The following is a 22134-nucleotide window of genomic DNA, read 5'->3' as shown; positions in this document are numbered from 1 at the left end:
CCCTAGGCTGTGTACGAAATGTGCGCGAGCACATTTCATACAGACCCTAGCAGTCCCAGGGCCAAACGGCACCCTGCGGTGGTAATCCAGCAGAAATTCGCCCGGACTGGCAGAATCCCGTTTTTCCCCCGCAAGGCTCATCGGAGCCAGGAGCCTTCCCATGCAAATGACCACCGCCCTGCTGATCGCCAACCCATGCGATGACGAAGAAGACAACATGGCCATGCTCTGCTGCCACAGCGCCCAGGGCGAAATGTTCCTGATGACGCGCTATCCGGACGAAGACGAACTGGAGATAACCCTGGACGGCGAGCCCTCGACGCTGGACGGCGTCAAAGTCACCCTTAGCCCGACCCTGCTGAAAATCGAAATCGCCGCGACGGACGCCGATGCGCTCAATGGCGATGATGTGCTGGAAATAACCTTCGATCCCAAGGTGACGGACGTGGCGGAAGTGGAGCTGACCTTGCAGAACATCCTCAGGGGGACGGGGACCTATATAAGCCAGCTCTGACTTCCCAGGCGAGCGCTCCTCTGTGGCGAGGGAGCTTGCTCCCGCTCGACTGCGCAGCAGTCGAAAGGCGGCCTATGTAGCTTGCTCATTACATCGCGGCGAGTGATGCGAAGCACCGTCGGTCGTACCTGTGACGCGCCGCCCTTGACGACCGAATGAGTTCTGGTGTTTCCTGAAACCGGTTTCAGAACCTCAATAAATCTAAAAAGCAGGTTTCAATCCGTGAATTCTTTCTCCGCCGCCCAGCGCAGCCGCGTGACCATGCTCGACGTCGCCGAACGCGCTGGGGTCTCCAAGGCCAGTGTCTCGCGTTTCATTGGCGAGGACCGCGCCCTGCTCTCGGAAACCATCGCCCGGCGCATCGAGCAGGCGATCAGCGAGCTGGGCTACCGGCCGAATCAGATGGCCCGCGGCCTCAAGCGCGGGCGCACGCGCCTGATCGGCATGCTCGTGGCCGATATCCGCAACCCCTATTCGATTGCCGTGATGCATGGCGTGGAAACCGCCTGCCGGCGCCACGGCTACAGCCTGGTGGTGTGCAACACCGACCGCGACGATGAGCAGGAGCGCCAACACCTGGCGCTGCTGCGCGCCTATAACGTCGAAGGGCTGATTGTGAACACGCTGGGTCATCACCGCGATGAGCTGGTCGAACTGCGCAGCGAGATGCCCATGGTGCTGGTGGATCGCAAGGTCGATCGACTCGACGCCGACCTCGTCGGGCTGGACAACCCGGCCGCCGTCGAGCTGGCCCTCGATCACCTCGAACAGCGCGGCTACCGCGACCTGCTGTTGGTCACCGAGCCGTACGATGGCACCAGTTCGCGGATCGAGCGGGTCGACAGTTTCAAGGCCAGCATCGAACGACGCCCAGCCCTGGCCGGCACCGTGGTGGAAACCTGCGATCAACTGCTCCCGCGCATCAAGACCTTTCTCGCCCAGCCGGACCGTGGCCCCAAGGCGTTGTTTTGCGCTAACGGTATCGCCGCGCTGGCTGCGACCCAGGCATTACGCGATTTGGGTTGCCACTTGTTCGACGATATCGGTTTGATCGCCCTCGATGACCTGGACTGGTATCCCTTGGTGGGCAGCGGCATTACCGCCCTCGCCCAACCCACCGCTGAAATCGGCGCCCGCGCGTTCGAATGCCTGCTCAAGCGTCTGCGCGGCGATAACGGGCCGGTGCAGACGCTGGATTTCTCGGCGCGGTTGATTGAGCGTGGGTCGACGCTTGGAGTTTTTCGGTGATCGGGCTGGCCCCATCGCGAGCAGGCTCGCTCCCACACTGGACTTGCGTCGCACTGAAGATCCCTTGTGGGAGGGAGCCTGCTCGCGATGAGGCCCTCAAACACATTCCATAATTTTTTTGACCAAAACTGAAACCGGTTTCAGAGGTACAACAACAATGACCAAACCAGCCGTTTCCATCAGCCTCTCCAGTTACGGCGCCGACCTCGTACGCCAGCATGGTCAAGGCAGCTTCATCGCCCTGCTGGCCGCCGCCGGCGCGTCGCGCATCGAATGGCGCGAAGAGCTGCTCACCACCGAACAACCCGCCGAACTGGCCGCTGGGGCGCGGGCCCAGGGGTTGGAAAGTATCTTTTCATCGCCGATCGAGCTCTGGCTCCCCGGCCAGCCCAGGCCCAATCCCGCCCTGGCGTCCACCCTGCAACGTTGCGAAGCGTTCGGCTCGGCTTGGCTGAAGGTTTCCCTCGGCCACTTCACTGACTCCCACGACGTATCAGCCCTGGCGGATGCCCTATCGGCAAGCCCGGTGCAACTGCTGGTGGAAAACGACCAGACCTTGCAAGGCGGGCGGATCGAGCCCTTGCAACGCTTCTTCGCGGCGGTGGAAGAACGCGGGGTACCCATCGGCATGACCTTCGACATCGGCAACTGGCAATGGCAGGACCAATCAGCCACCGTGGCCGCCCGGCAACTCGGACGGTACGTGGCATATGTGCATTGCAAGGCCGTGGCCCGACGCGCCGATGGCAAGCTGGTCGCGGTGCCGCCAGCCGCGATCGACCTGCACCTGTGGGAGCAATTGCTCAAGCACATGCCGGTCGGCGTGATGCGCGCCGCCGAGTACCCGCTAGAAGGCGATGACCTGCTGCAACTGACCGCTGAACATGTCGCCACCCTGTCCCGCCTGGGGCAATCGCGCCGGGAGGCCGCTCATGTCTGAGATCGATGTGCTGTCGTTCGGTGAAACCATGGCCATGCTGGTGGCCGACGAGACCGGCGACCTGGCGGCCGTCAACCAGTTCCACAAACGCATCGCCGGGGCCGACAGCAATGTGGCCATCGGCTTGGCGCGGCTGGGTTTTCAAGTCGCGTGGCTCAGTCGGGTCGGCGCCGACTCCCTGGGCCGTTTCGTGGTGCAGACGCTGGAAAAGGAAGGCCTGGATTGCCGTCACGTGGCGGTTGATCCGGCGCACCCCACCGGGTTCCAGCTCAAGTCCCGTACCGACGATGGCAGCGACCCGCAAGTCGAATATTTCCGGCGTGGTTCGGCGGCCAGTCACTTGTCCGTGGACTCCATCGCACCGCCATTGCTCGCCGCCCGTCATTTGCATGCCACCGGTATCGTGCCAGCGCTGTCTGTGACTGCACGGGCGATGTCCTTCGAATTGATGACCCGCATGCGCGAGGCCGGCCGCAGCCTGTCGTTCGACCCCAACCTGCGCCCGAGCCTGTGGTCCAGCGAAGCGACGATGATCAGCGAGATCAATCGCCACGCCGCCCTCGCCCACTGGGTCTTGCCCGGCCTCGGTGAAGGTCGGTTGCTGACCGGTTTTGACGACCCGGCCGACATCGCCGCGTTCTACCTGGACCAGGGCGCCGAAGCCGTGGTGATCAAGCTCGGCCCGGACGGCGCTTATTACCGCACCTCGCGTGACCAGGGATTCATCGCCGGCGTGCCGGTGGCCCGGGTGGTGGACACCGTGGGCGCCGGGGATGGCTTCGCCGTCGGCCTGATCAGCGCATTGCTCGAAGGCCGCGACATCACCGAGGCGGTACGGCGGGCGAACTGGATTGGCAGCCGCGCGGTGCAGAACCGTGGAGACATGGAAGGGCTGCCGACGCGCCTGGAATTGTCGGCTGAATTTGAAACCGCCCATCGCGAGCAAGCTCGCTCCCACAAAGATTCGAGTTACCCCTGTGGAAGCGAGCTCGCTCGCGATTGAATCCACCGCTAAACGCACCTGCTGCATAAAAACAACAAGCTCAGGAGTCAACGACATGCAAACGCTCAACCTCGCCACCCGCCGCTGGTGGTACATCATGCCCATCGTCTTCATCACCTACAGTCTGGCCTACCTGGACCGGGCCAACTATGGTTTCGCCGCGGCTTCGGGCATGGCCGAAGACTTGATGATCACGCCAGGGCTGTCCTCGTTGCTCGGCGCGCTGTTTTTCCTCGGCTATTTTTTCTTCCAGGTCCCTGGGGCGATCTACGCGCAGAAGCACAGCGTGAAGAAGTTGATCTTCGTCAGCCTGATCCTCTGGGGCTCGCTGGCGACCCTCACGGGCGTGGTCTCCAATGCGTATTGGCTGATCGTGATCCGCTTCATGCTCGGCGTGGTGGAAGCCGCCGTGATGCCGGCGATGCTGGTCTATCTCTGCCATTGGTTCACCCGGGCCGAACGCTCGCGGGCCAACACCTTCCTGATCCTTGGCAACCCGGTCACCATGCTGTGGATGTCGGTGGTCTCGGGGTACCTCGTCGAGCAATTCGACTGGCGCTGGATGTTCATCATCGAGGGCCTGCCGGCGGTGCTCTGGGCTTTTGTCTGGTGGCGCCTGGCCGATGATCGTCCAGCCCAGGCCAAGTGGCTCAGCGAGCAGGAGAAGAAGGACCTGGAAAGCGTGCTGGCCGCCGAGCAGGTCGGTATCAAGGCCGTGAAGAACTATGCCGAGGCCTTCCGCTCGCCGAAAGTGATCATCCTGGCGCTGCAGTTTTTTTTCTGGAGCATTGGCGTCTACGGGTTCGTGCTGTGGTTGCCGTCGATCCTCAAGGCAGGCCTGAAGATGAACATGGTCGAGGCCGGATGGCTGTCATCGCTGCCTTATCTGGCGGCAGTGATCGCCATGCTGATCGTGTCCTGGGCGTCGGACAAGGTCCAGAAACGCAAGCGTTTCGTCTGGCCGCCGCTGCTGATCGCCTCCATCGCGTTTTACGCCTCCTATCTGCTCGGAGCTGAACACTTCTGGTGGTCCTATGCCTTGCTGGTGATTGCCGGCGCCTGCATGTACGCGCCCTACGGGCCGTTTTTCGCCATCGTTCCGGAGATTCTCCCGGCCAATGTCGCGGGTGGCGCCATGGCGCTGATCAACAGCATGGGCGCGCTGGGTTCGTTCGGCGGCTCCTATCTGGTGGGCTACCTCAACGGTTCCACCGGCTCCAACGGCATGTCCTTTCTGTTGATGAGCGGCGCGTTGCTGCTGTCGGTGTTGCTGACCCTTGCCCTCAAACCCGGCGCCAGCGACCGGGTCGTGACCAAAACCGCGACGCCCCATCCGGCGCCTGTCCGTTAACGAATCGGGAACCCCTATGAAAAAGCACGTGGTGTTGTACAAAAAGCTGTCAGCGCAACTGATGGATCGCTTGCAGGCGCATGCCCAGGTCACCCTCATCGAAAACCTGGACGCCCAGGGCCTGGCGCAACTGCGCACCGCCCTGCCCAGCGCCCATGCCCTGCTGGGCGCGAGCCTCAGGCTCGATCCGTCGCTGCTGGACCTGGCGCCGCATCTCGAGGCGATCGCCAGCGTTTCGGTGGGCGTCGACAATTACGATATCGATTACCTGACCGAACGCCGGATCCTGCTCACCAATACGCCGGACGTGTTGACCGAAACCACCGCCGACACCGGCTTCGCCTTGATTCTGGCAACCGCCCGACGCGTGGTGGAGCTGGCCAACCTCGTCCGCGCAGGCGGTTGGCAACAGAGCATCGGGCCCCGACATTTCGGCAGCGACGTCCACGGCAAGACCCTGGGCATCGTCGGCATGGGCCGCATCGGCGAAGCCCTGGCCCAGCGCGGGCACTTTGGCTTCGGCATGCCGGTGCTCTATCACAGTCACTCGCCCAAGCCTGCGGTGGAGCAGCGTTTCAATGCGCGCTATTGCGATCTGGATACGCTGCTGCAACAGGCCGACTTCATATGCCTGACCTTGCCGTTGACCGCTGAAACCGAAGACCTGATCGATGCACGGGCGTTTGCGCAGATGCGCCCTGACAGCATCTTCATCAACATCTCCCGAGGCAAAGTCGTCGACGAAGCGGCAATGATCGACGCCTTGCGCAACGGGCAGATCCGTGGCGCCGGGCTGGACGTTTTCGAGCGCGAGCCCCTGGACCCGGAATCGCCGCTGTTGCAGATGGACAACGTAGTGGCGACGCCGCACATGGGCTCCGCCACCCACGAGACCCGGGAAGCGATGGCGCGTTGTGCCGTGGAGAACCTGCTGGCGGCGCTGGCGGGTGAAAGGCCAGCGAACCTGGTCAATCCGGGGGCGTGGAAGCGCTGACATTGCCGCCTTCAAAATGTGCCATCGCAAGCAAGATCGCGATGGCACCTGTATTCATTTAGATGTGCACGCAACACAACCTTTCCGGGCACACCCGCCTTAGAGCGCCGCTGCCGAATTATCCTTTTTGATCCTTCCTTAAATAATATAAACATACCAAACGGCGAAAACAGTAGAGAGAAACCACACTTCCAGCAAAGCAGCTACATTCCTACATCTCCCTCCTACTCAACGGCAAGAACAAACCTACGTCAGCCTCGGAAGTCACGCAATAGCCTTCACATCACCCCAATGCTATTAATTAATCACTTGCGAACAAACGCAAGTTGGGCGCTCGCATCGCGACGCCCATTAATTACATTGGAGTAATCGATATGGGTAGGAAACGCTCTGAAATAAATCATACCTTTTTCGGCCTGCCGCAGGCATTAGGCCTTTCTAAAGATCTCCTCGCAACGGAAGCCGATTTTTTCGCGTCACTGACTGCAAAAAAACTATCCATTAAACGAACGAAATACTCGACCGAACGGTAGCCCGCTTCTCAGGCAACAGCATCGTCGCCCATATCTATATCCCAGGACTTGAGCGCTTCAACATCATTAGAAACGGTCGCTTGGTGGTGCCTCAGTACGTGTTACGCGGTTGAATTATCGAACGCAAAGCAACCAGGAGCGAGTACATGCACAGCATCCGAGCAATGATAAAAACCGCCTATAAAAAACACGCCAAACTTCTAGCAATAACCGTAATCACAATTATCGCACTCAAGCTCATCGCACTTGCCCCCCCGCTGTTACTCGGAACCATTATCGATACCCTGCAAGACAATAGCAATCCAGCATCGAGCACTCTACTTGCAATGACGACAGGCCTGATTGTCGCGGGATGTATTCATGCCGTCATCACGCCTCTGCAGCTCCATGCGCTGTCCAAGCTGGTACAGGGCATTATCATGAGCGCTTCCATTGAGTGGATCACCGAACTCATAGGTAAAGAATTTTCGTTATTTAACTCTTGGAGAATCGGCCACTTCATCAAATCGGTCGAGCGCGGAATTACTGCCCACGAACAACTACTCACTTTCACTATAACCATTGCGCTTCCCGTACTCCTGGAATTCATAGTTGTTGGGACTGCTTTTATTTACATTGGGGGCGGTGAAATTTTTTTGAGCATGACGGCATCCGGAGTTATCTATCTGGCTACCACCCACCAAATTATCAAATGGCGAAGAAAGCACATCGATGCAGTCAATGAACAGGAAGATGAGTTAAGTGCACACCTCTACAACACCCTCAACGCGGGGAAAAACATAAAGCTGGAAGGTGCCATACCTACTGCCCTGCACCCGTTGAACGCGGCGTTCAGACGTTATGCCAGCGCTGCTGTGACTACCGCATCCTCTGGCGGCCTGCTGAGCACCGCCAAGATATTGTTCGTAAGCCTCTCCACTGGGGGATTGCTCTACTGGGGCGTCTTGGACCAGCTTTCGGGTCAGCCCAGTATCAGTGTCGGGCAGTTGGTTGCCATTTTTTCAATCGCGGGGAGTTATCTGCTCAGTATTTCAACCTTGACTGACGGGTATCGTGTTCTTGATCAGTTCCTTGCAGACCAGGGTCAATTTCAGGGTCTGCTATCACTCCCGGACTTCGATCGCAGCAATCGGCTGGCCTTGGTTGATTCCCAGCGCTCCTCAGTTCTGGAACTCGGCCCCTGCGAAGTGACGGGAACGGGACCGCTTCGCCTGTCGATCAAGCGCTCCCTGGCATTTGCTCAAGGGCAGTCAGTGGCCGTTACGGGCCCTAGCGGCGCAGGCAAAACCACTTTTCTGGAAGTCCTCGCCGGGCTTGATGCATCAAAGCGAGACCTACTGAGCATAGACTTGGTACCGGTCTCACTTTTGACCGGCCAAGCCCACTTGGACGCCTTGAGATACTGCCCTCAACAACCGCGATTTCTGGAGGGTTCTTTTGAACAATCGGTTCTGTTCGGAGGCAGCGCATCGCCGATGTTGTCTAGAGCCATACGGCAATTGGAACTGGATGAGATTGTGACAACACGGCAGGTCAGCGAAAATGCATCGAATATCTCCGGAGGCGAAGCTAAACGCCTATCACTGCTGCGCCTTATCAACAAACCCGGAAAATTCAATATGTTCGACGAGCCAAGCGCATCCATAGAACCCAGGCTGACCACGCCTCTATGGGACCTGTTATTCGACGTTTTTGCCGGGCAAGGGTTGATATGTGTCACCCATGACATTGACCACCTGCATCGGTTTGACCGGGTCATTGTGATGCATGACGGGGCAATCGTGGAGGACGGTCCGTGGCTGGATCTTATCGACAGGCCAGCAATCAAGCTGCTGGTGGATGAGATTCGGATGCAGAACTAGCGAAATATGGTGCTGGATCTGCTGCCGTCATCGTCGGATCGCCGCCGGAGCAGGCTCGCTCCCAAGGTTTTGCCGTTTGCCCAAATTTAAGGAATGACACAAGTCCCTTGTGGCGAAGGAGTTTGCTCCCGTTCGGCTGCGCAGCAGTCGCAGGCCCGGCGGGCGCGGTGTGTATGGGGAACCGCGCCGGCTCGGTTTGGGGCTGCTGCGCAGCCCAGCGGGAGCAAGCTCCCTCGCCACGAGGTTATGTCGGCTGACGGGTTTCGATGTTGTCCAGTGCACGGTTCGCCAGCAGGCTGCCCAGTTCGATCAGTTGCTGAATGCCCAGGAGGAAATGCCGGCGTGAACCGTCCAGGTCGAAAGCCAAGTCATTGGCCATGGCATTGGCGGAAGCCAGGGTTTCGCTGAGGTAGGCAAGCAAGCTTTCGGTGTCGATGTCTTTGTTGACGGTAAAGAGTTGGCCGGGGGCAGGTTCTGCTCCGGGTTTGTCCGGTTTGCGTTTTAGGTAATGGTCGAGGACTCGGTCGGTGACTTCGTCGTGTTTTTGGGACTTGGTTTTTGGGCGCGGTGAGGACGAATCGGTGTTCGGTGGGTTGGGCGTTACTTTGAACATAGATGAAACTCCAGATTAGAAAATTGGAGCCATCTCTCTCGCTACCAAACGAAGGGAGGTGGCCATACGAAGGTTGGTAGACCGGTTATCTGGCAACCCGGCGCGTCCAAGGACGCCCTGCGCATGACCACCATAAAACAGAGGACGAAAAGCCCCCTATATCAGGCTGCACCTGCGCCAGAAAACCGGGCTACCAAACCCGATCGCTGATTCCTCAACGACCCGGAAACGATAGAACCTGCCTTCCAAGCGCACAAGCCGGCGGATTCTGGCGCAGTCGTAGGCAATGGCGCAAGACAACGTAGCCTGTTCCAGAGCACTCCTACGTCCGGATAAACACCCCTTCATTTTGAGAGTGCGTTGCACTCAAGCGGGAGCAAGCTTCCTCGCCACGGGGTAAGTGCGCCTGTCCGGGTGGGATTCTTCGCAAGCAAGCCCACCCCCCAATGTTTCCAAGCCGATCACAATTCACACGGCCGATCAAAATCCCGTTAGTCGCCACCCCCCGCCATGCATTAAAGTAACGCCCCCAGCCCCGGCGTTATCCGAACGCCTGGGCCACCCTTTCCAGGAACAGTCATCGATGGAACATCGTGAAGCGCTGCTGGCGCTGCGAACCTTTCTTTCTACGCAGATTCTCGGCCAGGAAAAACTCATCGAGCGCCTGCTCATCGCCTTGCTCGCCGATGGGCATATGCTGGTGGAAGGCGCGCCAGGGCTGGCGAAGACCAAGGCGATCAAGGAGCTGGCCGAGGGGATCGAAGCGCAGTTCCATCGCATACAGTTCACCCCCGACCTGTTGCCGGCCGACATCACGGGCACTGAGATCTATCGTCCCGAAACCGGCAGTTTCGTGTTCCAGCAAGGGCCGATCTTTCACAACCTGGTGCTGGCGGATGAAATTAACCGGGCCCCGGCCAAGGTCCAGTCCGCCTTGCTCGAAGCGATGGCCGAGCGGCAAGTCAGCGTCGGGCGCAGCACCTATGAACTGTCGCCGCTGTTCCTGGTGATGGCGACACAGAACCCGATCGAGCAGGAAGGCACCTACCCCCTGCCCGAAGCCCAACTCGACCGATTCCTGATGCACGTCAAGATGGGTTTTCCCGACGCTGCGGTGGAACGCCGCATCCTGCAACAGGCCCGAGGCGAGGCACTGAACGGCGAGACCAAGCCGGAGCGGCGCGTCAGCCAGCAGGCGATCTTTTCGGCGCGCAAGGAAATCCTCGGGCTGTACATGGCCGATGCCGTGGAGGAATACCTGGTGCAACTGATCATGGCCACCCGCAACCCGGCCAAGTTCGATCCGGAAATGGCCGAGTGGATCGCCTACGGCGCCAGCCCACGGGGCTCGATTGCCCTGGATCGCTGCGCCCGCGCCCACGCCTGGCTGGCCGGGCGCGACTTCGTCAGCCCGGAGGACATCCAGGCCGTGCTGTTCGACGTGCTGCGCCATCGCATCATCCTGTCGTTCGAGGCCGAAGCCGCCGGCATCGATCAGGACCGGGTCGTGCAGCGGATTCTCGACGTCGTCGCCGTCGCTTGAGTATCGACAATGAATAACCCACTGGCGCCCGTCCCGGGCATCCGCGTCAGCCTTTCGGAGCTGATCGAGATGCGCCATCGCGTGCGCGAAGTGCAGTTGTTCTCCACGCCTGGCCAGCGCAGCCCACTGATCGGCCTGCACCATTCCAAGCTGCGCGGGCGCGGGGTGGATTTCGATCAGGTGCGGGTCTACCAGGCCGGCGATGACGTGCGCACCATCGACTGGCGGGTCACCGCGCGGACCCAGGAACCCCACACCAAACTGTTCCACGAAGAACGCGAGCGGCCGATCTTCATCATGATCGAGCAGAGCCACCGCCTGTTCTTCGGCTCCGGGCTGATTTTCAAGTCGGTGCTGGCCGCTCGGGCCGCAAGCCTGATCGGCTGGGCCGCGCTGGGGCACAACGACCGGGTTGGCGGACTGGTGTTCGGCAACAACGCCCATTACGAAGTCAAACCACGGCGCAGCAAGCAGAGCCTGTTGCAATTGCTCAACCGTCTGGTCCGGGTCAATCAGTCCCTCCAGCCCGACGGCGAGTCGGACCGCGACTCCTTCGGCGTTGCCTTGCGCCGGGCCCGGGAGGTGCTGCGCCCCGGCAGCCTGGCGATCATTATTTGCGACGAGCGCGCCTTGTCCGACAGCGCCGAGCAGCAACTGACCCTTCTCTCGCGCCATTGCGACCTGCTGCTGTTGCCATTGTCCGACCCGCTGGATCACGCCCTCCCCGCTGCCGGATTGCTGCGTTTTGCCCAGGGCGGCGAGCAACTGGAACTCGACACGCTGAACCTGGAGTTACGCCAGACCTATCGCGCCAAGGCCGAAGCACGGCTGGAGCGCTGGGAGATGTTGGCCCAGAAGCTGCGGATCCTGATGCTCCCCTTGAGCACTCAAGGCGACATGGTCGAACAACTGCGTGAATACCTGAATCCCAAGCGCCCGGGGAAAGCCCGATGAGCAGCCTGGATCAGTTGCAGCCACTGATGGCCCCGCCTCCCATCGGATTCTGGCCGCCCGCGCCGGGCTGGTGGCTGTTGCTGTTGTTACTGCCGATGCTGGGCTTGGGCTTGTGGCAGTTACGCCGATTCATCCCCATCAAACGCAGCAGCGCCCGGGCCGAACAACCGCTGGACCCGGTGCGCCTGGCCGCACTGGCCGAGCTCGCGCTGCTGCCCAAGCCCTACGACGGCGCACCGGCCGGCGCCTGGTTGCAACAACTCAACGGGCTGCTCAAGCGCTTGTGCCGCAATCACTATCCGTACAGCCAGAGCCACACACTCAATGGGCGCAAATGGCTGGCCTTCCTCGATAACCGCTGCCCGGCCGCCGGCCTGACCCGATGGATGATTCTCGTGGAGGGCGCCTACAAACCCGAATGCAAGCTCGATGACAAAGCCATCGCCGGCCTGACCCAAGCCGTCGAAATCTGGATTCGCAAACATGTTTGAATTCGCCTGGCCGTGGATCTTCGTCCTCTTGCCGCTGCCCTGGCTGATGCGCCTGGTGCTGCCGGCTGCAGACAGTGGCGAGCCGGCGCTCAAGGTCAGCTTCCTCGATGAACTCGAAGGGTTGGTGGGCCGCCGGGCCCGGGCCAATCTCCCGACGTGGCGCCAGCAGGCCCCCTTCATCCTGCTTTGGCTCCTGTTGTTGATCGCCGCCGCCCGCCCGCAGTGGCTGGGCGAGCCGTTGCCGATCGCCGCGAGCGGTCGCGACCTGCTGGTGGCGGTGGATGTGTCGGGGTCGATGGACTTTCCCGACATGCAATGGAAGGACGAAGACGTCAGCCGTCTGGCGTTGGTCCAGCGCACGCTCGGCGATTTCCTCGAAAGCCGCGAAGGTGACCGGGTCGGCCTGATTCTGTTTGGCACTCAGGCGTATCTGCAAGCGCCCCTGACGTTCGATCGCCACACCGTGCGGCGCTGGCTCGACGAAGCGCGCGTAGGCATCGCCGGCAAAAACACCGCCATTGGCGACGCCATCGGGCTGGCCCTCAAGCGCCTGCGTCAACGCCCGGCGCAGAGCCGAGTATTGATTCTGGTGACCGATGGCGCCAACAACGGCGGCGAGATCGACCCGCTGACCGCCGCGCGGTTGGCTGCCGATGAAAACGTGAAAATCTATCCGATCGGCGTGGGCGCCGATCCGGAACAAAGTGGCACCGCCGGGTTCCTGGGCGTCAACCCGAGCCTGGACCTCGACGAAGCGACACTCCGAGAAATCGCCCAGGTGACCGGCGGCCAGTATTTCCGGGCCGAGGACGGCGAGCAACTGCAGGCGATCAAGACAACGCTTGACCAGCTCGAACCGGTGTCCCAGCAACCGACCCAGGCCCGCCCGGCCCACGCGCTGTATCAGTGGCCGCTAGCCGTCGCACTGGTGTTGAGTATGTTGCTGGTGGCACGGGAGCGCTGGCCGGACAATCCATTGCAGCGCCTGTTCACCCAGCCGCTGTTTCAACCCGCGCACCCTTCCGAATGGCGCCAGCGGCTCAAGCGCCTGCGACTGCGGAGGCGCCGATGATCGCGCTCTGGCCGCACTGGCTGCGCCCCGGTTTCATCCTGCTGCTGCCCTTGCTGGGCTGGCTGCTCTGGCAACTGTGGCATCGGCAGAAACGGGTGGGCCGTTGGCAGATGATCCTGCCCCCGGCATTCCATGGGGTGCTGCTCAGCGGCGGCAGCGGAAGTGAAAGCAAACTGCCCTGGATTGCCCTGGGCCTGGGCTGGCTGCTGATGGTGCTGGCCTTGCTTGGCCCCAGCTGGACACGGGTCGAACAGACCAGCCAGAAACCCGCCGATCCGCTGGTGGTTATCCTCGAACTGACCCCGGAGATGCTTGCCACTGACGTCCCGCCCACGCGTTTGGAACAAGCCCGTCGCAAAATACTGGACGTGCTGCACAACCGCAGCGACGCCCAGACCGCGATCATCGTCTACGCCGGCAGTGCCCACACCCTGGTGCCGCTGTCCGATGACCTGGCCACCAGCGCCAACCTGCTCGAAGCCCTGGCGCCATCGATCATGCCCCAAGGCGGCCACCGCGCCGACCTTGCCGTCAACAAGGCCATGGCCCTGCTGAACCAGGCCGGGCTCGGCCACGGGCGTATCCTGCTGATCGCTTCGTCGCTGAACGAGCAGGAACGCATGGGCATTCGCCAGGTCCTGGACGGTTCCGCCACCCGCTTGCTGATGCTGGGCATTGGCACCCGCGAAGGCGCGCCGGTGGCCCAGGACGACGGCAGTTACCTCAAGGACGCCCAGGGCGCTATCCTCGTGCCGCGCCTGGACAGTCCGAGCCTCAAGTCGTTCGTCAATGAGCTGGACGGCCGTTACCGCCCCACGCATGTGGACGACAGCGACCTGCGCGGCCTGGGCCTGATGGACGCACCGCGCCAACTGCGCAGCGATGGCCAGACATTGCGCCTGGACACTTGGGCTGACCAGGGTTATTGGCTGCTTCTGCCGCTGTTGCTACTGGCGGCGTGCGCGGGGCGGCGCGGCTGGCTTTTCTGCCTGCCGCTGCTGTTCGTCCTGCCGCAAACGGGCCATGCCTTCGAATTCCAGGATTTGTGGTTGCGTCCCGACCAGCAAGGCCAGCACCTGCTCAAGCAAAAACGCCCGGCCGAGGCCGCCGCCCGTTTCGAGGACAGGCAATGGCAAGGCGTCGCCCTCTATGAAGCCGGCGAGTACAGCGAAGCGGCTCGGCGATTCGCCGAAGGCAACGACGCCCGCTCCCACTACAATCGCGGCAATGCACTGGCCCGCAGCGGTGAGCTGGAGGCGGCGATCGATGCCTATGAGCAGGCTTTGGAGTTGCAACCGGACCTGCGTCCGGCGCAGACCAACAAAGCCCTGGTGGAAAGCCTGCTCAAAGAACAGACTGCGCCACCGGACGAGCCCGAATCTGCCGAAAACCAGGAGCCGCCTCCCTCGGAGCAACCGCAGGAGACCGACAGGCCGAGCCAATCGTCCGAGCAGGGCCACCCCTCCTCCGAAGCGACAGCCACGCCGGACGACTCCGAGGCGTCCGAGGCCCCACCGCCCGGCGCCCAGGATGTGCCGGGCAGCGAGTTGCCCGACGAGCAGACCACCACCCCGCCGCTTCGCCCGGCCGCGGGTCAACGCAACGAAGAAGAACAACGCCAGGCGCTGGAACAATGGCTGCGCCAGATCCCGGACAACCCGGGTGAGCTGCTCAGGCGTAAATTCTGGTATGAACAGCAAAGCCACCAGGCCCAGGAAAAAGATCAATGACCCGCTTCACCGTCTACCTCCTCGCCTTGCTGCTCTGGACTGCCGGGATCCAGGCTGCGCAGTTGACTGCCAGCGTGGATCGCAGCCGCCTGAATTCGGGGGAGACCGTGGAACTGACGCTGGAATCCAACGACGCCACGCTGTTCGGCAAACCCGATCTGAGCCCGCTCCAGGAATTGTTCGACGTACGAGGCACCCGCCAGGTCAACCAACTGACCACCCTCGACGGCGAGAATCGCGCCACGACCCGTTGGATCGTCACACTGCTTCCCCGCCAGAGCGGCACCGTGGTGATCCCGGCCCTGAAATTGGGGGAAGTGACCAGCCAGCCGATCACGTTGCAGGTGATCGAAAGCGAAACCCGCAACGCTTCCGGCACCCTCGCACCGGTGTTCATCGAAGCCAGCCTCGACCAGGCCGAAGTGTACGTGCAGGCCCAGGCGATCCTGACCTTGCGCATCTACCATTCGGTGTCGCTCTACGACGACAGCAGCCTGACACCCTTGCACATCCCCGATGCGCGCACCGAGCAACTGGGCGAATCGCGCACCTACGAGAAAGTCATCAATGACGTGCGCCACGGCGTAATCGAACTGCGTTATGGCATTTATCCGCAGCGCAGCGGCGAGCTGGCGGTCCCGGCCCAGACCTTCAGCGCCACGCTGGTCGAACCCACCGCCCAGGGCGGCGCATCGCCCGTCGCCAAGCCCGGCCAACTGATGCGCGTAAGCTCCACGCAGCTGCTGCTGACCGTCAAGCCAAAACCCGCCAGCTACCCGGCCGACCTTCCCTGGCTGCCGGCCCGCAGTCTGTCCTTGAGCGAAAGCTGGAGCCCGGAACCGACCCACAGCCAGGTCGGCGACTCATTGACCCGCAGCTTGACGCTGGAAGCCGAGGGTCTGACCAGCGCCCAATTGCCGCCACTGCCTGCTACCGAAATCAATGGCCTGCGCCGTTACCCCGACCAGCCGGTGCTGAGCAGCCGCAGCAGCGAACGTGGCCTGGTGGGCAGCCGCGAAGACCGCGAGGCACTGGTACCCAACCGCAGCGGCACTATCGAGCTGCCGCCGGTTGAAGTGGTCTGGTGGAACACGCTGGAAGATCACCTGGACCGCACCAGCCTGCCCGCGCGCACGCTGCAAGTGGCGAACAATCCAAGCTTGATGGTCGACACGCCGGCGGGCACTGCGCAGATCGTCACGACCGTCGACAGCGAGACACTTTGGTATTGGCAGTTGAGCACGCTCATTCTGGCGTGTACGACGCTGCTCGGTTTCGGCCTGTGGTGGCGCGCCCGCTGGCAACCCGCCGTCCTGCGCTCGACCCAGGCCGGGCCAAGCCCGCGCACCCTGCTCGATGACCTCAAGCGTGCCTGCCTGGCCAACGACTCCCACGCTACTCGCCAGGCATTGGACGCCTGGGCCCGGCAGCAACCGGAAACCCTGGCCGACATGGCGGCGCGTTTCGTGCCGCTGTCCGATGCCCTCGACGGCTTGAACGGCGCCCTGTACAGCGAAACCGGCCAATATTGGCAAGGCGAAGACCTGTGGCGCGCCATCCGCGCCATTCCGCCGCTCGAGGGAACGCCGGACGCGGCGGGTGATTCCAGCTTGCCGCCGCTTTATCCCAAATAGCCGGGATAGCACCGCTTTCTGTGGTGAGGGGATTTATCCCCTCGCCACAATTGGCTCAGCTGTAGTGCTCGCCAAGTTGAGCCGCCCCCTCCCCCGCGTTTCCCAGTAAACTCTGCATTTTTGCGCCGCCTCTCTTCCCGCGGCCATCGTCTGTTTTCTGGAGTCTGCCTTGCGTCTGTTTCACACCTCCGACTGGCACCTGGGGCAAAACCTCCACGGCCAGGATCGCGACTTCGAACACGCCTGTTTCCTTGATTGGCTGCTGCGTCAGCTGGCCAGCGAAAAACCCGACGTTCTATTGATCGCCGGCGACATTTTCGACACGGTCAACCCGCCCGTCAAAGCCCAGGAGCGTCTGTACGACTTCATCGTCAGCGCCCATGAACAAAACGCCAACCTGACCATCGTCATGATCGCGGGCAATCACGATTCCGGTTCGCGCATCGAATTGCCGGCGCCGCTGATGCGCCGCCTGCGCACCCATGCCCTGGGCCGCGTCCTGTGGCTGGACGATGGGCAGCTGGACGTCGAGCGCCTGCTGCTGCCGCTGCCCGACGCCAAGGGCAAGGTCCGGGCCTGGTGCCTGGCCCTGCCGTTCCTGCGGCCGGCCGAGGTCACGGGCGCGCAACTGGGGGATGATTATTTACGCGGCATCGGCCAGGTCCACGAATGGCTGATTGCCGCCGCCAACGCCAAGCGCAAGAAGGGCCAGGCGCTGATTGCCGTCAGCCATGCACACATGGCCGGCGGCTCGGTATCGGAGGATTCCGAGCGCAGCCTGATTATCGGCAACGCCGAAGCCCTGCCAGCCAGCCTGTTCGGCCCAAGCATCACTTATGTCGCCCTCGGTCACTTGCACAAGCCACAAAAGGTCAACGGTGAAGAACGCATCCGCTACAGCGGATCGCCGATTCCGTTGTCGTTTTCCGAAATCGGCTACCGGCACCAGATCCTCGACATCGCCCTAAACGGCGAAACCCTGGTCAGCGTCGAACCACGGCTGATTCCCCGCGCCGTCAACTTGCAACGCCTGGGCCCGGCGCCCCTGGCCGACATCCTGGTGCAACTGAAGGACTTGCCGGACATCGACTTGCTGGCCGACATCCATCGCCAGCCCTGGCTGGAAGTCCGGGTGCGCCTCGATGAACCGCAGCCGGACCTGCGACATCAGGTCGAAACCGCCCTGCAAGGCAAAGCCGTGCGACTGGTGCGGATCGCCGCCGAGTATGCCGGCAGCGGTGGCTCCGGCGATGCCGATGGAGGCGCGGCGCTGATTGAACTCGACCAGCTCAGCCCACAGGAACTGTTCAGCCGCGCCTGGCAGGACACCTACGGCAACCCAGTCGATGACCAGACCCTCAAGGACTTTGCCGTGCTGTTGCAGGATGTACAGATGGAGAGCGAACAGCCATGAAAATCCTCGCGATCCGTCTCAAGAACCTCGCCTCCCTGGCGGGGCCGTTCGAAATCGATTTCACCGCCGAACCCTTGGCCAGCGCCGGTCTGTTCGCCATCACCGGCCCCACGGGCGCCGGCAAGAGCACCTTGCTCGATGCCCTGTGCCTGGCGCTGTTCGGCGCGGTGCCACGGCTGAACAACACCGGTCGTGACGCCAAGGTGCCCGACGCCGACGGCGAAATCGGCACGGGCGATCCACGCACACTGCTGCGTCGTGGGACCGGCGAGGGTTATGCCGAAGTGGATTTTCGCGGCATCGACGGTCGCCGCTACCGGGCTCGCTGGGAGGCCAATCGTGCCCGGGAAAAAGCCTCCGGCAAGCTGCAAGCCAGCCGCCAGAGCCTGCGTGACCTGGACAATGACCAACTGCTGGCCAGCCAGAAAGGCGAATACAAAGCGCAACTGGAAGCCGTCCTCGGTTTGAATTTCGAGCAGTTCACCCGTGCCGTGCTACTGGCCCAGAGCGAGTTCAGCGCCTTCCTCAAGGCTGACGACAACGACCGCAGCGAATTGCTGGAAAAGCTTACCGACACCGCGCTGTATACACGCCTCGGTCGTCGTGCCTTCGACAAGGCCAAGCAGGCCAAGGAAACCCACAAGCAATTGCAGGACCAGGCCACGGGCGTCACACCGCTATCGCCCGAAGCCCGCGCCGAGCTGGATCAGTACTTCAACGAAGCCCAGCAGCAGCTCAAAACCCAACAGGCGCAGCTCAAGCAACTGGAGCAGCAACAAGCCTGGCTCAAGGACCTGCGCCATCTGCAGGACGAACAGGTCAGCGCCGCCGAGCAATTGCAACGGGCCCAGGCCGATTGGGAAGCGCTGGCAGACGAACGCCTGAAACTGACCCGCCTGGAACAGCTGGCACCCCAGCGGCATCAGTTCATCCGTCAGGCGGAACTGGCCCGGCAGCTGGACCCGCTGGCGGCCAGGATCCAACAGTTGACGCAGCAACACGTCGAGTTGCATGAACGGCAGGCCGAACTGGAACAAGGCCTCGGCATCGCGCAGCTGGCCGTGGCCGCCGCCCGCCAGCAGAGCACCGACAGCACGCCACTGCTGCGTCAGGCCTTCGACGAACAAAGCAGCCTCGCCCGCCTGGCCAGGGAGGCCGAGCAAGGCGCTGAACAGTTGCAGCAGGCCCAGCAGGCAAGTACCGACGGCCAGCGCACGATCGACACCTTGCTGGAACAACAGCAGCAGGTTGGCGAACGGCTTGAACGGATTGCCGGCGAACTGGAACAAAGCACAGACCTCGCAACACTGAGTGATGCATGGGGCGCCTACCGCGATCGCCTCCAGCAACTGATGCTGATCGCCAATCGACTGAACCAGGGCCAGGAAGAACTTGCGCTGCTGGAACAAACCGCCGCTCGTGCCGCCGAAGACCTCGCAACCCGCCGACAAAGTCTTGAGGTGCTCTACAAGGAGGCCGGTGCCGAACCGCAAGCCGTGGCCGAACAGATCCAACTGCTTGGCAACCTGCTGCAAGACAACCGCAAGCAGTTACGTGCATTCGAAGACCTGGCTCGGTTGTGGGCCAGCCAGCAGGATTTGGACAAGCGTGTCGCCGAACTGGAACAGCGCCAGCAGCAAGCCTTGCAGCAACGCGACCGACTGGTGCGTGAAGGCAGCGAAGCCAAGGCCGAGCTGGCGGTCGCCGAACAGACGCTGACCGTGACCCGCGAGCTGCTGGAACGCCAGCGCCTGGCCCGTAGCGAAAGCGTCGAGCAACTGCGCGAACAATTGCAGGACAACCAGCCCTGCCCGGTGTGTGGCAGTGTCGAACATCCCTACCACCAACCCGAAGCGCTGCTGCAAAGCCTCGGGCGCTTCGATGAAAGCGAACAGGCCAACGCTCGCAAGGCCGTCGACCTGCTCAATGAAAAAGTCATCGAACTGCGGGCCCAGTACAGCGGGGTCATTGCTCAGCTCAAAGAGTTCAAGCAGCAGCAAGAACAACTCGCCGACCAACAACGGAGCGTGGCGCCAAGCCTTGAAGCTCACCCGCTGTCAGCGCAGCTGCTGGCCCAGGATTCATCCAAGCGCGACGCCTGGCTGGCCCAGCAAACCGCACAGCTGAATCAACTCATCAGCCAGGACGAACATCGCCAGGCCGCCCTGCTTACGCTGCAACAGGACGCCGCCAAGCTGGCGCAGCAACTGCGCGATGCAGAGACAGCCAGCCAACAAGCCTCGCAGCATCTGAACAACCAGCTACAGGCACTGGCCCGGGATCGCCAGCGCCTGGACGAGGAGCTTGAGCACTTCAGCGCACTGTTGCCGGCCGACACGTTGCAGGCCCTGCGCAGCGAACCTGCCGCCACGTTCATGCAACTCGACCAGCGGATCAGCCAGCGCCTCGCGCAACTGGAACAGCAACGCGAAGAGCTCGCCGACCAAGTCCAGCGCCAGCAAGCCCTGGAGAAAGAACAGGATCGCCAGCAGATACGCACACAGCAACTGGAATCGGCGCAGCGCCAGTTCAGCGCGTTGAACGCGCAACGACAGGCGTGCGAGGAAAAACTTCACCAACTGCTCGGTGAACACGCCAGCGCCGAGCAATGGCAACACCAAATCGACCTGGCCCTGGAACAGGCTCGCCATGCCGAGACGACGGCCAATCAACAATTGCAGGATCTGCGCAACAGCCTCGTGCAACTGGCTGCCGAACTCCAGGCACGCCATGAGCAGGCCCAATCCCTAGAGGCCGAACAGCAGGCGTTGGCCGCGGGTATCGCCCAGTGGCGCGCAGCTCATCCGGAACTGGACGACGCCGCGCTGGGCGCGTTGCTTGGTCTCGACGACCAACAGGTCGCTCACCTGCGGCAACGCTTGCTCAACAGCGAAAAAGCCATCGAGCAGGCCCGCGTATTGCTCACCGAACGGGAGCAGCGGCTGCAAAACCACCAGTCGCAACACAACGGCAACCTGCCGGCGGAACAATTGGCCGAAGCCCTCGCCACGCTTCACGGGCAGTTCGCGGCCAGCGAACAACGCTGCGCAGAGCTGCGTGCCGAACAGGCCGAGGACCAGCGCAGGCAGACTGCCAACCAGGCCCTGGCCCAACAAATCGAACGAGCCTACGCCGAGTACCAGCGCTGGGCACGCCTGGACGCATTGATCGGGTCGGCCACTGGCGATCGCTTCCGCAAACTGGCCCAGGCGTACAACCTCGACTTGCTGGTCCACCACGCCAACGCCCAGTTGCGACAATTGGTTCGCCGCTACCGCCTCAAGCGCGGCGGCAGCATGCTCGGCCTACTGGTATTGGATACCGAGATGGGTGATGAATTGCGCTCGGTGCATTCGTTGTCCGGCGGCGAAACCTTCCTTGTTTCCCTCGCCCTGGCACTGGGCCTGGCCTCGATGGCGTCCAACACGCTGAGAATCGAGTCGCTGTTCATCGACGAAGGCTTCGGCAGCCTCGACCCCGAGTCGCTGCAACTGGCGATGGACGCCTTGGATGGGTTGCAGGCCCAGGGGCGCAAGGTCGCGGTCATTTCCCACGTGCAGGAAATGCACGAGCGCATCCCGGTGCAAATCCAGGTCCGGCGTCAAGGCAACGGATTGAGCACGGTGGAGGTGAAATGAGCCGCGCCACGCTGTATTCGTTCCGCCGTTGCCCCTACGCCATGCGCGCCCGCATGGCGTTGCGCTACAGCGGTATCGCGCTGGACATCGTCGAAGTGAGCCTCAAGGCCAAACCACCGGAAATGCTCGCGCTGTCGAGCAAAGGCACGGTGCCGGTCTTGCATGCCGATGGACGGGTCATCGATGAAAGCCTCGAGATCATGCACTGGGCCTTGGGCCTGCATGATCCGCAGGATTGGACATTGCTGAATGATCCCGACGGTCGTGCCCTGACGGCGACCTTGATCGAAGAAAACGACCAGGTTTTCAAGCTTCACCTCAACCGTTACAAATATCCGGAGCGCCATCCGGACCACTCGGCGCTGCATTACCGGAGCGAGGGTGAAGCGTTCCTGCGCAAGCTGGACGGATTGCTTGAAAACCGCCAGTTCCTGGCCGCGGATCACCTGAGCCTGGCGGACGTGGCGCTGATGCCGTTCGTGCGCCAGTTCGCCCATGTAGATCGCGAGTGGTTTGCCCAGTCGCCCTACCCTCGGCTTCGGGACTGGTTGCGGGGTTTACTGGATTCAGAGCTGTTTGTGGCAATCATGGCCAAATAGG

17 protein-coding genes are annotated in these 22134 nt (G+C 62.1%); 16 read left to right on the top strand and 1 reads right to left on the bottom strand.

Features of this window, described 5'->3' with window-relative positions; all coding sequences use genetic code 11:
- Positions 1 to 160: 160 nt before the first annotated feature.
- The 7 genes from J3P81_RS11240 to J3P81_RS11210 all read left to right on the top strand — a co-directional run bounded on the left by J3P81_RS11240 (position 161) and on the right by J3P81_RS11210 (position 8445).
- On the top strand, positions 161 to 514 hold the full coding sequence (locus tag J3P81_RS11240; protein WP_434563790.1) for a hypothetical protein: 354 nt from the start codon (positions 161 to 163) through the stop codon (positions 512 to 514).
- Between the two features lie 222 nt (positions 515 to 736).
- Positions 737 to 1762 carry a LacI family DNA-binding transcriptional regulator gene (locus J3P81_RS11235; protein ID WP_434563788.1) on the top strand — a complete coding sequence of 342 codons (1026 nt, stop codon included), beginning with the start codon at positions 737 to 739 and terminating at the stop codon, positions 1760 to 1762.
- Positions 1763 to 1919: 157 nt separating this feature from the next.
- Entirely contained in the window at positions 1920 to 2702 is a 783-nt protein-coding gene (locus tag J3P81_RS11230) for a sugar phosphate isomerase/epimerase family protein (RefSeq protein WP_434563786.1), read from the top strand.
- Positions 2695 to 3705, top strand: coding sequence for a sugar kinase (locus tag J3P81_RS11225; protein WP_434563784.1), 1011 nt, complete (start codon positions 2695 to 2697; stop codon positions 3703 to 3705). The genes J3P81_RS11230 and J3P81_RS11225 overlap by 8 nt, the downstream gene beginning before the upstream one ends.
- A gap of 55 nt (positions 3706 to 3760) precedes the next feature.
- Positions 3761 to 5056 (top strand): MFS transporter, encoded by a 1296-nt coding sequence (locus J3P81_RS11220; protein WP_434563782.1) that lies wholly within the window; start codon positions 3761 to 3763, stop codon positions 5054 to 5056.
- Between the two features lie 16 nt (positions 5057 to 5072).
- A complete protein-coding gene (locus J3P81_RS11215; protein ID WP_434563777.1) occupies positions 5073 to 6050 on the top strand; it encodes a 2-hydroxyacid dehydrogenase in 978 nt (325 codons plus the stop codon).
- A 679-nt stretch (positions 6051 to 6729) separates the two neighbouring features.
- Positions 6730 to 8445 (top strand): ATP-binding cassette domain-containing protein, encoded by a 1716-nt coding sequence (locus tag J3P81_RS11210; protein WP_434563775.1) that lies wholly within the window; start codon positions 6730 to 6732, stop codon positions 8443 to 8445.
- Positions 8446 to 8689: 244 nt separating this feature from the next.
- Here J3P81_RS11210 and J3P81_RS11205 read toward each other — a convergent pair whose 3' ends face one another.
- On the bottom strand, positions 8690 to 9058 hold the full coding sequence (locus J3P81_RS11205; RefSeq protein WP_434563773.1) for a DUF6124 family protein: 369 nt from the start codon (positions 9056 to 9058) through the stop codon (positions 8690 to 8692).
- Positions 9059 to 9641: 583 nt separating this feature from the next.
- Between J3P81_RS11205 and J3P81_RS11200 the strand changes: the two genes are divergently transcribed.
- The 9 genes from J3P81_RS11200 (at position 9642) to J3P81_RS11160 (ending at position 22133) form a co-directional block, all read left to right on the top strand.
- Entirely contained in the window at positions 9642 to 10601 is a 960-nt protein-coding gene (locus J3P81_RS11200) for an AAA family ATPase (protein WP_420766531.1), read from the top strand.
- A gap of 9 nt (positions 10602 to 10610) precedes the next feature.
- On the top strand, positions 10611 to 11555 hold the full coding sequence (locus tag J3P81_RS11195) for a DUF58 domain-containing protein (RefSeq protein ID WP_420766532.1): 945 nt from the start codon (positions 10611 to 10613) through the stop codon (positions 11553 to 11555).
- The gene (locus tag J3P81_RS11190; RefSeq protein WP_420766533.1) at positions 11552 to 12046 is read left to right on the top strand and encodes a DUF4381 domain-containing protein; all 495 of its coding nucleotides are present in this window, start codon (positions 11552 to 11554) and stop codon (positions 12044 to 12046) included. Before J3P81_RS11195 ends, J3P81_RS11190 begins: the two co-directional genes overlap by 4 nt.
- Positions 12039 to 13118: a vWA domain-containing protein gene (locus J3P81_RS11185; RefSeq protein ID WP_420766534.1), complete on the top strand. Its 1080-nt coding sequence runs from the start codon at positions 12039 to 12041 to the stop codon at positions 13116 to 13118. The genes J3P81_RS11190 and J3P81_RS11185 overlap by 8 nt, the downstream gene beginning before the upstream one ends.
- A complete protein-coding gene (locus tag J3P81_RS11180) occupies positions 13115 to 14848 on the top strand; it encodes a tetratricopeptide repeat protein (protein ID WP_434563771.1) in 1734 nt (577 codons plus the stop codon). Before J3P81_RS11185 ends, J3P81_RS11180 begins: the two co-directional genes overlap by 4 nt.
- A complete protein-coding gene (locus tag J3P81_RS11175) occupies positions 14845 to 16482 on the top strand; it encodes a BatD family protein (protein ID WP_420766536.1) in 1638 nt (545 codons plus the stop codon). The genes J3P81_RS11180 and J3P81_RS11175 overlap by 4 nt, the downstream gene beginning before the upstream one ends.
- 169 nt (positions 16483 to 16651) lie before the next feature.
- A complete protein-coding gene (locus J3P81_RS11170; protein WP_420766537.1) occupies positions 16652 to 17896 on the top strand; it encodes an exonuclease SbcCD subunit D C-terminal domain-containing protein in 1245 nt (414 codons plus the stop codon).
- Complete coding sequence (locus J3P81_RS11165; RefSeq protein WP_434563769.1) at positions 17893 to 21534, top strand: AAA family ATPase; 3642 nt, start codon at positions 17893 to 17895, stop codon at positions 21532 to 21534. Before J3P81_RS11170 ends, J3P81_RS11165 begins: the two co-directional genes overlap by 4 nt.
- Entirely contained in the window at positions 21531 to 22133 is a 603-nt protein-coding gene (locus tag J3P81_RS11160; RefSeq protein ID WP_434563767.1) for a glutathione S-transferase, read from the top strand. Before J3P81_RS11165 ends, J3P81_RS11160 begins: the two co-directional genes overlap by 4 nt.
- Position 22134 lies beyond the last annotated feature (1 nt).

Origin of the sequence: Pseudomonas sp. R1-6, assembly GCF_051132115.1 — a bacterium.
Classification (GTDB): domain Bacteria; phylum Pseudomonadota; class Gammaproteobacteria; order Pseudomonadales; family Pseudomonadaceae; genus Aquipseudomonas.
This window is presented reverse-complemented; position numbering and strand designations above follow the sequence as displayed.

What these genes read in the sequence shown, in the direction of transcription:
- J3P81_RS11240 (WP_434563790.1), top strand. Translation starts at nt 161, where the DNA reads ATGCAAATGACCACCGCCCTGCTGATCGCCAACCCATGCGATGACGAA.
- J3P81_RS11230 (WP_434563786.1), top strand. Translation starts at nt 1,920, where the DNA reads ATGACCAAACCAGCCGTTTCCATCAGCCTCTCCAGTTACGGCGCCGAC.
- J3P81_RS11225 (WP_434563784.1), top strand. Translation starts at nt 2,695, where the DNA reads ATGTCTGAGATCGATGTGCTGTCGTTCGGTGAAACCATGGCCATGCTG.
- J3P81_RS11220 (WP_434563782.1), top strand. Translation starts at nt 3,761, where the DNA reads ATGCAAACGCTCAACCTCGCCACCCGCCGCTGGTGGTACATCATGCCC.
- J3P81_RS11215 (WP_434563777.1), top strand. Translation starts at nt 5,073, where the DNA reads ATGAAAAAGCACGTGGTGTTGTACAAAAAGCTGTCAGCGCAACTGATG.
- J3P81_RS11210 (WP_434563775.1), top strand. Translation starts at nt 6,730, where the DNA reads ATGCACAGCATCCGAGCAATGATAAAAACCGCCTATAAAAAACACGCC.
- J3P81_RS11205 (WP_434563773.1), bottom strand. Translation starts at nt 9,058, where the DNA reads ATGTTCAAAGTAACGCCCAACCCACCGAACACCGATTCGTCCTCACCG.
- J3P81_RS11200 (WP_420766531.1), top strand. Translation starts at nt 9,642, where the DNA reads ATGGAACATCGTGAAGCGCTGCTGGCGCTGCGAACCTTTCTTTCTACG.
- J3P81_RS11195 (WP_420766532.1), top strand. Translation starts at nt 10,611, where the DNA reads ATGAATAACCCACTGGCGCCCGTCCCGGGCATCCGCGTCAGCCTTTCG.
- J3P81_RS11190 (WP_420766533.1), top strand. Translation starts at nt 11,552, where the DNA reads ATGAGCAGCCTGGATCAGTTGCAGCCACTGATGGCCCCGCCTCCCATC.
- J3P81_RS11185 (WP_420766534.1), top strand. Translation starts at nt 12,039, where the DNA reads ATGTTTGAATTCGCCTGGCCGTGGATCTTCGTCCTCTTGCCGCTGCCC.
- J3P81_RS11180 (WP_434563771.1), top strand. Translation starts at nt 13,115, where the DNA reads ATGATCGCGCTCTGGCCGCACTGGCTGCGCCCCGGTTTCATCCTGCTG.
- J3P81_RS11175 (WP_420766536.1), top strand. Translation starts at nt 14,845, where the DNA reads ATGACCCGCTTCACCGTCTACCTCCTCGCCTTGCTGCTCTGGACTGCC.
- J3P81_RS11165 (WP_434563769.1), top strand. Translation starts at nt 17,893, where the DNA reads ATGAAAATCCTCGCGATCCGTCTCAAGAACCTCGCCTCCCTGGCGGGG.
- J3P81_RS11160 (WP_434563767.1), top strand. Translation starts at nt 21,531, where the DNA reads ATGAGCCGCGCCACGCTGTATTCGTTCCGCCGTTGCCCCTACGCCATG.